The organism is Burkholderia sp. LK4 (genome assembly GCF_001043615.1).
Lineage (GTDB): Bacteria > Pseudomonadota > Gammaproteobacteria > Burkholderiales > Burkholderiaceae > Burkholderia > Burkholderia cepacia.
The window spans coordinates 1-10326 of sequence record NZ_LDUL01000062.1 but is presented as its reverse complement, the minus strand read 5'-3'; the positions used below and the strand labels follow the sequence as shown (position 1 = coordinate 10326).

Annotated in this window: 9 protein-coding genes; 6 read left to right on the top strand and 3 right to left on the bottom strand. The window is 70.3% G+C overall.

The annotated features are described in order from the left end of the window. Window positions 1-95: 95 nt before the first annotated feature. Window positions 96-977, bottom strand: a complete 882-nt coding sequence (ypfJ, locus tag VK92_RS28290; RefSeq protein ID WP_021163653.1) for a KPN_02809 family neutral zinc metallopeptidase — start codon at window positions 975-977, stop codon at window positions 96-98. Window positions 978-1357: 380 nt separating this feature from the next. Between ypfJ and VK92_RS28285 the strand changes: the two genes are divergently transcribed. The 5 genes from VK92_RS28285 (at window position 1358) to VK92_RS28265 (ending at window position 6376) form a co-directional block, all read left to right on the top strand. Next, window positions 1358-2149: an SDR family NAD(P)-dependent oxidoreductase gene (locus VK92_RS28285; RefSeq protein ID WP_048026703.1), complete on the top strand. Its 792-nt coding sequence runs from the start codon at window positions 1358-1360 to the stop codon at window positions 2147-2149. A 191-nt stretch (window positions 2150-2340) separates the two neighbouring features. Further along, window positions 2341-3399 (top strand): LysR family transcriptional regulator, encoded by a 1059-nt coding sequence (locus VK92_RS28280; RefSeq protein ID WP_048026701.1) that lies wholly within the window; start codon window positions 2341-2343, stop codon window positions 3397-3399. 101 nt (window positions 3400-3500) lie between these two features. After that, window positions 3501-4187: a DUF4286 family protein gene (locus tag VK92_RS28275; protein ID WP_048026699.1), complete on the top strand. Its 687-nt coding sequence runs from the start codon at window positions 3501-3503 to the stop codon at window positions 4185-4187. Continuing rightward, window positions 4132-5625 carry an MFS transporter gene (locus VK92_RS28270; protein WP_419761821.1) on the top strand — a complete coding sequence of 498 codons (1494 nt, stop codon included), beginning with the start codon at window positions 4132-4134 and terminating at the stop codon, window positions 5623-5625. Before VK92_RS28275 ends, VK92_RS28270 begins: the two co-directional genes overlap by 56 nt. Before the next feature lie 49 nt (window positions 5626-5674). Further along, window positions 5675-6376, top strand: coding sequence for a DUF2848 domain-containing protein (locus tag VK92_RS28265; protein ID WP_048026697.1), 702 nt, complete (start codon window positions 5675-5677; stop codon window positions 6374-6376). A 408-nt stretch (window positions 6377-6784) separates the two neighbouring features. Here the strand turns inward: VK92_RS28265 and VK92_RS28260 are convergent, their stop codons facing one another. Next, on the bottom strand, window positions 6785-8176 hold the full coding sequence (locus VK92_RS28260; protein WP_048026695.1) for an RtcB family protein: 1392 nt from the start codon (window positions 8174-8176) through the stop codon (window positions 6785-6787). Window positions 8177-8308: 132 nt separating this feature from the next. Then, entirely contained in the window at window positions 8309-9292 is a 984-nt protein-coding gene (locus VK92_RS28255; RefSeq protein WP_048026693.1) for an NAD-dependent epimerase/dehydratase family protein, read from the bottom strand. Window positions 9293-9390: 98 nt separating this feature from the next. Between VK92_RS28255 and VK92_RS28250 the strand changes: the two genes are divergently transcribed. Next, entirely contained in the window at window positions 9391-10293 is a 903-nt protein-coding gene (locus VK92_RS28250; RefSeq protein ID WP_021158186.1) for a LysR family transcriptional regulator, read from the top strand. Window positions 10294-10326 lie beyond the last annotated feature (33 nt).

The window sequence follows — 10326 nt, the reverse complement described above, 5'->3', positions numbered from 1 at the left end:
GCCGGTGTCGCCGGTATCGCCGGTGTGGCTGATGCGACCGATGCAGCCCGCGCAACCGGGACGATAAAGGCGCGCGACGACGCGCGCGCCGCGTGTCAGCGCGCGTTCGACGCGAACGTGTCGCAGGCGCTCAGCTCGCCCGATTCCATCCCGCGCCGCAGCCAGTACACGCGCTGGTCGCTGGTGCCGTGCGTGAAGCTCTCCGGCACCACGTAACCCTGCCCTTGCTGCTGCAGCCGGTCGTCACCGATCGCGGCGGCCGCCTTCAGCCCCTGCTCGAAATCGCCGGGTTCCATCAGCCGCTGGTTCGCGCGCTGCGCATTGTTCGCCCATACGCCGGCAAAGCAGTCGGCCTGCAGCTCCATCCGCACCGACAGCGCGTTCGAGTGCGCCTGGCTCGCCCGCCGGCGAGCGGCGTCGACCTTGTCGGAAATGCCGAGCAGGTTCTGCACGTGATGGCCGACTTCGTGCGCAACCACGTAAGCCTGCGCGAAATCGCCGCCCGCGCCGAAACGCTGGCGCAGCTCGTCGTAGAAACCGAGATCGATATACACCTTGCGGTCGGCCGGGCAATAGAACGGCCCCATCGCCGTCTGGCCCGTGCCGCATGCGGTCGGGGTCGAGTTCGTGAACATCACGAGCGTCGGCGGCTGATATTGCGCATGCAGCTGGGTATTGAACACGCCCGTCCACGTGCGCTCGATGTTGCCGAGCACCTTGCGCGTGAACACCGCGCCCGGATCGTTCGCCGGCACGCCCTGCCGCTGCGTGGGCGCGGGCTGCGCCTGCTGCTGGCGGCCCTGCAGCGCCGATGCGCCTTCGAGCACCACGCGCGGGTCGATCCCGAAGAAATACGACGCGGCGAACGCGATCACGATCGTGCCGATGCCTATCGTCGCGCCCCGCCCGCCGCCGAACCCGCCGGCACCACGGCGATCCTCGACGTTCGTGCTTTCCCTTTCGTCGTCCAGCCTCATAACCGGCCCTCCCTGTTCCTGTCGATGGCCCGCGCGCAGGCGCGCAACCGGGCGATATGTTGTGTTGTCGCGGCACGATCGTTCGGCAGAGGCCACGCCTGCGTGCCGGGATCGCCAGCCCGCCGCTCCGCTCGCACGACGGAATCGGCCGGCCGACGCACCGCGCGGCGATACGCGGCTCGCCCGCGCTATTCTGCCGGGCTTTCGTGACTTATCGCAAAAATGGGGAGGATAGTGCGATTCGGCGCCGGACATCGTCAGCCTTTGCAAAATGGCCAGCGCCCGCCGCGGATGCCGCCCGCGTTCATCCTTTCGGCTGATACCGGCGCTAGCCGGCCCCGCCTAAAGTGACCGGAAACCACCCCTTTCCGGAGCACGACATGACACACCCGCCCCCCCGCACGATCGCGATCACAGGCGCCGGCACCGGCATCGGCGCCGCGTGCGCGCGCCGCTTCGCACGCGGCGGCGACCGCGTCGTGCTGATCGGGCGGCGCCAGGCGCCGCTCGACGCGCTGGCCGCCGAAACGGGCGGCCTCGCGCTTGCCGGCGATGCCGCGAGCGCCACCGACTGGGCCCGCTTCCTGCCGCGCATCGCCGAACGCGTCGGCCGCGTCGACGCGCTCGTCGCATGCGCGGGCGGCCACGGGCTCGGCCGCGCGGACGAAACCGACGACACGCAGTGGCGCGACGCCATGCACGCGAACCTCGACACCGCGTTCGTGAGCGCGCGCGCGTGCCTGCCCGACCTGATCGCGCAGCGCGGCAGCATCGTGCTGGTCGCGTCGATCGCCGCGCTCGCGGCCGGGCCCGGCGTGTGCGGCTACACGGTCGGCAAGCATGCGCTGCTGGGGCTCGCGCGGTCGCTCGCGCGCGACTACGGGCCGCACGGCGTGCGGGCGAACGCGGTGTGCCCCGGCTGGGTCCGCACGCCGATGGCCGATGCGGAGATGGAACCGCTGATGTCGGCGCACGGCGACACGCTCGACGGCGCGTATACACGCGTCAGCGCCGACGTGCCGCTGCGCCGCGCGGCCGACCCGGACGAGATCGCGGCCGTGTGCGCGTTCCTCGCGTCGCCGGACGCGTCGTTCGTGACCGGTGCGACGCTCGTCGCGGACGGCGGCGCGATGGTCGTCGACGTGCCGACGCTCGCGTTCGGCACGCTCTGATGCGCGCGGACACGCCGCCCGCGTAACCCTTCGTTGCACCAGGCGCGTCGTGCGTGCCCGCCGGCACGCCGCCGCCCGTCCGCCCCCCACGACGCGCACCGCGCCGCCCGCTCGCTTCCCGGCGCCTAAAATCCGCTACCATCGACCGATCTCGCCGCCCCGCCCGGCACCGCCTCACGTTTCGGACTTCGATGAACATCCGGTTTCTTGAAACCTTCGTCTGGCTCGCGAAGCTGGAAAATTTCCGGCTCACGGCCGAAAAGCTGCACACGACGCAGGCCGCCGTGTCGAGCCGCATCGCGTCGCTCGAGGAAGCGTTCGACGTGCGCCTGTTCGACCGCAACACGCGCTCGGCCACGCTCACGCCCGCCGGGCGCCGCATGCTCGCGTACGCGGAGCGGATCGTGCGGCTCGACGGCGAAATGCGGCGCGACATCGACGCGGCGAGCGACGCCGGCCTGATCCGGATCGGCGTGATCGAATCGATCGTGCACAGCTGGTTTCCCGCGCTGATGGCGCAACTGCGCGAGCGCTATCCGCGCCTCGACGTCGAGATCACGAGCGACACGACGCTGCACCTGATCCGCCTGCTCAGCACCGACGGCGTCGACCTGATCCTGCAGACCGACCCGGTGCCGGGCCCCGACTTCACGAACCTGCCGCTGTGCGAATTCCCGGTGCGCTGGGCGGCCAGCCCGCGCCTCGGGCTCGGCGGCCAGCCGCTCGACGTCGCGCGCCTGGCCGAATTCCCGATCATCAGCTTCTCGCGCCACTCGGGGCCGCACGCGACGATCGAACGGCTGTTCGCGGCCGTCGAGCGGCCGGCCAGCATCAACTGCATCACGTCGGTCGCCGCGATGATCCGCCTCGTCGCCGACGGCTTCGGCGTGGCCGCATTGCCGCCCGCGATCATCGGGCGCGAGCTGCACGAAGGTGCGCTGGAGCTGCTCGACGTCGAACCCGAATTCCCCGCGCTGCCGCTCGTCGCGACGTACCGCAGCCAGGGCCTGCCGGTGGCCGCGCGCATCGCGGAACTGGCCAGCGAAGTCGCGCGCGCGATGCCGGCCGCCGCAAGCCACGCCAAGCCGGCGACGGTGACACCGACACCGACCACGGCCGATCGCGCGGACGGCACACCCGCCCGCCCCGCGACGAAGGCAACAGCCAGAACACCGGCGAAAGCGAAACGCACGACGCCATCCGCATCGCCCGCCACGTCCCCCGCCAAACGCCGCCCGCGCCGCTCATAAGAAAACCTGTTCACCGCGAATTTGTTTTCTTGTTGGACGGGCACGGCCCGTCTTCGGGACACTGCGGTTCCTGACACGCCCCCCGTCACGAGGAACCCGCGATGACCCGCTTCTCCCTTCCGCACGGCCAGCTTTGCGTCTGGACGGATATCGACCCCGCGCACGAAGCCGATTTCAACGCATGGTACGACCGCGAGCACATGCAGGAACGTGTCGCGATCCCGGGCTTCACGCATGCACGGCGCTTTCGCGCTACCGATCGCGGCCCGCGCAAGTACCTCGCTCTGTACGTGACGGACGCGCTCGACGTATTCCACGGCGATGCGTACCGGCGCGCGTTCACGCAGCAGACCGCATGGTCGCTCGCGAACTTCGAGCGCATGACGGGCACGCAGCGGCGCGTCGGCGAACTGACGATCGAGGCCGGCGACGGCGAAGGCGCGCATCTCGCGCTGTTCGTACTGCCGCCGGATCGCATCAACGTGCCGCAGCTGCGCGAACGCTTCGACGACGTGCTGCACGAACCGGGCATCCACGCCGCACGGCTTTTTCGCACCGCGCCCGACCTGTCCGCACCGATCGGCGCCGATGCGGCCGCCCGCCCGGCCGCCGACGCGCTCGTGCTGATCGAAGGCAGCGATGCGGCCGCGACGCGACGCGTGGCCGCCACGCTCGCCGGCCACGACGACGTGCGCACCTTCGCGCTGCTGTGGCGCGCCGCCGCGCCGCTGCATGCGGCACGCGGCGCCGTCGACACCGAGCCAGCCGCCGCCGCGCTGCCGGCCTGATCGCCTGCGCCGGCCGCCCACGCCGGTCGCCCACGCCGGTCGCCCACGCCGGTCGCCCCGCATGCGCGCGGCACGCCCGCGCGTCGGCCCGGCGCTCCATCCCGTTCCCCGTCACGACAGGCCCGACACCATGAGCACTCTCGCCCAGCCCGCCGCCCACGCGCCCCGCCGCGTCCGCAACAGCCGACTCGCGACCGCGAGCATGATCGGCACGTCACTCGAGTGGTACGACTTCACGATCTACAACACGCTCGCCGCGCTCGTCTTCAACCACCTGTTCTTCCCTTCGGTCGATCCGCTCGCCGGCACGATCCTCGCGTTCTCGACCTATGCGGTCGGCTACGTGTCGCGCCCGCTCGGCGGTTTCGTGTTCGGCAATCTCGGCGACCGCATCGGCCGCCGCGCGGTGCTGATGCTCACGCTCGTGCTGATGGGCGTGACGACCGCGCTGATGGGGGCGCTGCCGACTTATGCGCAGGCCGGCATCCTGAGCCCGATCCTGCTCGTCGCGCTGCGCTTCGTGCAGGGCGTCGCGCTCGGCGGCGAATGGGCCGGCGCGGTGCTGCTGTCGGTCGAGCACGGCGACCAGAAGCGGCGCGGGTTGTCCGCATCGTGGACGCAGATCGGCCCGTCGTTCGGCACGCTGCTCGGCACCGGCTGCATCGCGCTCGTGACGCTGTCGACCACGTCCGGGGACTTCCTGTCGTGGGGCTGGCGCGTGCCGTTCGCGGCCAGCGCGCTGCTCGTCGTGTTCGGTTTCTGGCTGCGGCGCGGTGTCGACGAAACGCCGCAGTTCGAACAGCTCGCCGAATCGCACGCGACCGCCGAGGTGCCGGTCGCGGACGTGCTGAAGTACCACTGGAAACGCCTGCTGATCGCGGGCGGTTCGCGAATCGGTTCGGACGTGCTGTATGCGCTGATCGTCGTGTTCACGCTGACCTACGTGACGACCGTGCTGCACCTGTCGCGCCCCGTCGCCCTGACGGCCGTGATGATCGGCACGGCCTGCAATGCGCTCGCGGTGCCGTTCTTTGGCGCGCTGTCGGATCGCTTCGGCCGCCGGCCCGTCTATCTCGCCGGCGCGCTCGCCGGGATCGTGTGGGCGTTCGTGTTCTTCGCGATGCTCGATTCGGCGCGCCCGGGCGCCATCGTCGCGGCCGTCGCGATAGGCCTCGTGATCCACGCGGTGATGTACGGCCCGCAGGGCGCGTTCGTGACCGAGCAGTTCCCGACCCGCGTGCGCTATGCGGGCTCGTCGCTCGCGTACACGCTCGCCGGCATCGTCGGCGGGGGTTTCGCGCCGCTCGTGATCGCCACGCTGTTCCGGCAGACCGGCACGACGACGGCCGTGTCGCTGTACGTCGCCGCCGCGCTCGTCGTCACGTCGATCGCGCTCGTCGTCGCGCGCGAAACCGCGCACCGGCCGCTCGCGGATTGAGCACCGCCGCGAGTCGCTCCCTTCCTTCGGACTTCAAACGGAAACCCGCATGCCAACCCTGTCGTTCAACGTGATTTCCCGTCACCCCGCACCGGCCACCGTCGACGTCGAGATCGAGCGCGTCGTGATCGCCGGCTGGGCCGGCCGCGATCCGGCGGCGATCCGCGCGCACATCGACGAACTCGCGGCGCTCGGCGTTGCGCCGCCGTCGGCCACGCCCTGCTTCTATCGCGTGTCGGCCGCGCTGCTCACGCAGGCGCCGTCGATCGGCGTGCTCGGCGCGCGCTCGGGCGGCGAGATCGAATGCGTGCTGGTCGACAGCCCGGCCGGCACGCTCGTGACCGTCGGCTCCGATCATACGGATCGCGAAGTCGAGGCATACGGCGTCGCGGTGTCGAAGCAGCTGTGCGCGAAGCCGCTCGGTCGCGACGCGTGGCTTTACGCGGACGTCGCGGATCACTGGGACGCAATCGAGATGCGTGCGTGGCTGATCCCGCGCGATGGCGAGCGCACGGCCTACCAGCACGGCGCGGTCAGCGGCCTGCTCGCGCCCGACGTGCTGTGGCATCGCTTCGACGATCGCCGCACGATGCCCGCGGGCTGCGCGATGTACGGCGGCACGGTAGTCGTGCATGGCGCGATCGCGGCAATGGGCGACGGCGATGCGTTCGAAATGGAACTGCACGATCCGGTGCTCGGGCGCAGCCTGCGGCACCGTTATGCGGTGGAAGTGTTGCCGATTGTCACATGACGGGCGATGAGAAATCGTGGGGCGCACGGGCGCGACCGCTTTCTGTCGCCGCTTCTGCCCCCGCTAGTACGGCTGAAAGCAGTGATAGTCCGGGAAGTTGACCTGAGAGTTGTTGCAATACAAAAGGCCGACCAGGTTGGTACAGCCGCTCAATGCGAACATGATTGCCCCCGCAACCAACACTTTCCATCCGAAACGCAACATTGCACCCCCGCTTTGGCTTTATCGACGTTGACTACCATGATGCTCATCGTACGCGCTCGGGTATGTGGAAAATTGTTGTCCCGCCGGGTCTTCGGTTCGCCATGACGCGTTCGCGTGCCCGGGTGCAACCCGAGGCACGCGAACGCGGACGACATGTCGCCGCCCCTGGCGCACACAATGCCGACGGCCAGGGCGCGCCGCCGGTCATGCCTTGAACGTGACCCACGGCTTCAACCGGACCGCGCTGCGAATGAGGCCGGCCTGTTCCTGCGCGTCGATCACGGGCCCGATCGGCTTGTAGGCTTCCGGCGCTTCCTCGATGCGGCGCTCGTCGCGCAGCGTCACACAGCGCCACGTGCCCGGCGCCTGCTCCGCGCGCATCCGCCGCACCGCCTGCCGGCGCACGCTGCGGCCGGCGCCGTGGCTGCACGACCACAGCCAGTCGGGATGACCGAGCCCCGTCGCGAGAAACGACGCATCGCCCATCGATCCGGGAATCAGCGCGAGATCGCCGTCGCGGGCGGGGGTCGCCCCCTTGCGATGGATGTTCATCCCGTTTTCGCGCAGCACGACGTTGTGCGGCACGTCGACCACGAGTGCCGAACGGGTCTCGCCGGTGAGCTCCGCCAGTTCCTTGCGAACCATCTCGGCAAGCACGACACGGTTGAGCCACGCATAACGCGCGGCGGTGCCCATCGCGACGAGATAGTCGCGCGCCAGCTCGCCGGAAAGGCCGTACAGGCCGCTTTCCGGATGCCTGACGCCCGCCGGCCATGCCGCGCGCGCCCGGTCCATCCAGCGTCGCCCGACGTAGAAGCCGACCTCGCGCGAACCGCTGTGGATCATCACGACGACGTCGTCCTTCGCGAGTCCCGCCCGGTAGGCCGCATGCCGGTCGAGCACGGCGTCGACCACCTGCAGTTCGACGAAATGATTGCCCGAGCCCGGAGTGCCGAGGCAAGGGTCGCGGAATACCTCGCGCGACCCGACATGCGCGTCGGGCGCGTATTTCGCGCTGCCGTCGAACCGGTCGAGGCCGATGCACGACGACAGTTCGTCGATGAGCCGGTCGCGGTCGACGTGCGCCCAGAGCCCCTGCGGCGCGACACGATCGACGAATGCCGCCGGGCCCGCGTCGAACAGCGCGCGGAAAGCATCGCTGCCGACCGGCACGTCGCGCCGGTCGGCGAGAATCGCGCGCGTCAGCCGCTCGACGAGCGCCGTCTCGAACGGCGCGAGCGCCGAACGCTTGAGGCCCGTGGTGACGAGACGCATCCCGCAGTTGATATCGGTGCCGATCGCGGCGGGAATCACGAACGCGTCGTCGGTCGCGACGATCGAGCCGACGGGCGCGACCCCGCCCGGATGAAAGTCCGGCGTCGCGCAGGCCTTGCATACGCGCTGATGGCCATCCGGCGAACGGACGGCCGCGAACGCGAGCAACTGCTGGACGGCCTTCTCCTCGAGCGGGAGCGAAGCGGGCAACAGGACGGACGCCTGCGCCAGTTCATTGCGCAGGTGATAGATGCCGGCGTGATGGCCGACACGGATGCCTTGCCGTTGCAAGGCCTTTTTTAAACGAGGAAAGGTAGACATCGCTGCTGAAAATGAAAAAGGTACGACGCGACCTCCGGCATTCCGGCGGTCGTGGGTACCTTCCTGCAGCAGCGTCGAGGAAGGGAGCGCGGATCATAGCAGAACGCGATTGCGTTCGCGCGCCCCCGTTGCTCACTTGAGACACCCGAGCCCCGCCAGCGTCGCCTCGATCGCGGTATCGAGCGGCGTGACCGGCTCGCGGCCGAGCACCGCGGTCACCCGCGTGTTGTCCAGCCGGATCGGCTCGCGCCACAGGTAGCGCATCTCGAGCAATTCGCGCAGCGTCGTGACGAACGGCGCCGCGGCCCACACGAACCACCACGGGAACTTGCGCACCGTCGGACGCAGCCCGTGCCGCTGCGCGACACGGCGCACGGCCTCCGCCATCTGCGTGCCGTCCGCGTCCCAGTGCCCGCCGAGGTGAAAACGCGCGAACGGTTCGAGCGTGTCGCGCCGCTCGATCAGCTCGACCATCGTGCGCGCGGCGTCCGGCACATACGACCACTGATGCCCGACGCCGTCGCGCCCCGGCACGCTGATGGCCGCAACCGGCTGCCCGGCCTTGACGAGCCCCGCCGCAAACCAGCTGTTGCCGGTGAGCCTCGGCCCGAAGAAATCGCCTGCGCGCACGATGATCGTGCGAACGCCCTGCGCGGCCGCATCCTGCAGCCGGCGCTCCAGTTCGACGCGGATCGCGCCCTTGCGCGTCGACGGATGCTGCGGCGCATCTTCGTGCAGCACCGGAAACGCATCGGCGCCGTAGTTGTACACCGTGCCCGGCAGCACGACGGTGGCGTGCTCCGCCTGCGCCGCCGCGATCGTGTTGTCGATCATCGGCAGCACCTGCCCGGCCCAGTTCCGGTAGCCGGGCGGATTCACCGCGTGCACGATCACGCTGCACCCGCGCGCGGCCCGGACGACCGTGTCGCGGTCCATCGCGTCGCCGCGCATCCATGCGATGCCGTCGCGCTCCACGGTGTCGGCGTCGAGCCCGCGCTTCAGCGCGCGCACCTGCCAGCCCGCATCGCGCAGCTGCCGCGCGACTTCCCCGCCAATCCCGCCGCTTGCGCCGAGCACGAGTGCCTGCCGTTGCGTCCCGCCTGCGTGGTTCGTCATTGCCGCTCTCCTTGAATGAACCGTCATGGCACGCATTCTGGCGCGCTGGCGGCTATCAAGGAATTGCCGAACCCAATGGATCGGCTATACATTTATGCATGACCACCGATCTGAACTGGGAACGCTACCGCACCTTCCTTGCCGTGCTGACGGAAGGCTCGCTGTCCGGCGCGGCGCGGGCGCTCGGGATCACGCAGCCGACGGCCGGCCGCCACGTCGCGGCACTCGAGGCCGCGTTCGGCCAGACGCTGTTCACGCGCTCGCCGTCCGGCCTGCTGCCGACCGAGGCGGCGCTCGCGCTGCGCGGCCATGCGGAGGCGCTGCGCAGCGCGGCCGCCGCGTTCGAGCGGGCGGCCGCGAGCCACGGCGCCGGCGTGCGCGGCATCGTGCGGATCTCGGCCAGCGACGTGATCGCCGTCGAAGTGCTCCCGGCGGTTCTCGCGCAATTGCGGCGCAACCATCCGGGGCTCGTCATCGAGCTGGTGCCGACCGACCGCATCCAGGACGTGCTCAAGCGCGAGGCCGACATCGCGGTCCGGATGGCGCCGCCCGCGCAGGAGGCGCTCGTGGCGCGGCGCATCGGCGAAATCGATGTCGCGCTGTATGCGCGCGACGACTACCTGGCGCGCAACGGGGCGCCCGCGACGATCGACGAACTCGCGCATCACGCGCTGATCGGCTTCGACACGGTCACGCCGTTCATCCGCTCGGCGGGCCGCGGCATGCCGATGTGGAAGCGCGACGCATTCTCGCTGCGCACCGACAGCAACCTGGCGCAGCTCGCGATGATCCGCGCCGGCTACGGAATCGGCTTCTGTCAGACCGGGCTCGCGAAACGGGACGCGCGGCTCGTGCGCGTGCTGCCGGACGGGCCCGCGATGCAGCTGGAAACCTGGGTCGTGATGCACGAGGACCTGCGCACGAACCCGCGCTGCCGTGCGGTGTTCGACGCGCTGGCCGACGGGCTGCGTGCGTATGTGAACGGCGAACCGGCCGAATAGGCGGTTGGGCGGCTGGGCGGCTGGGCGGTTGGG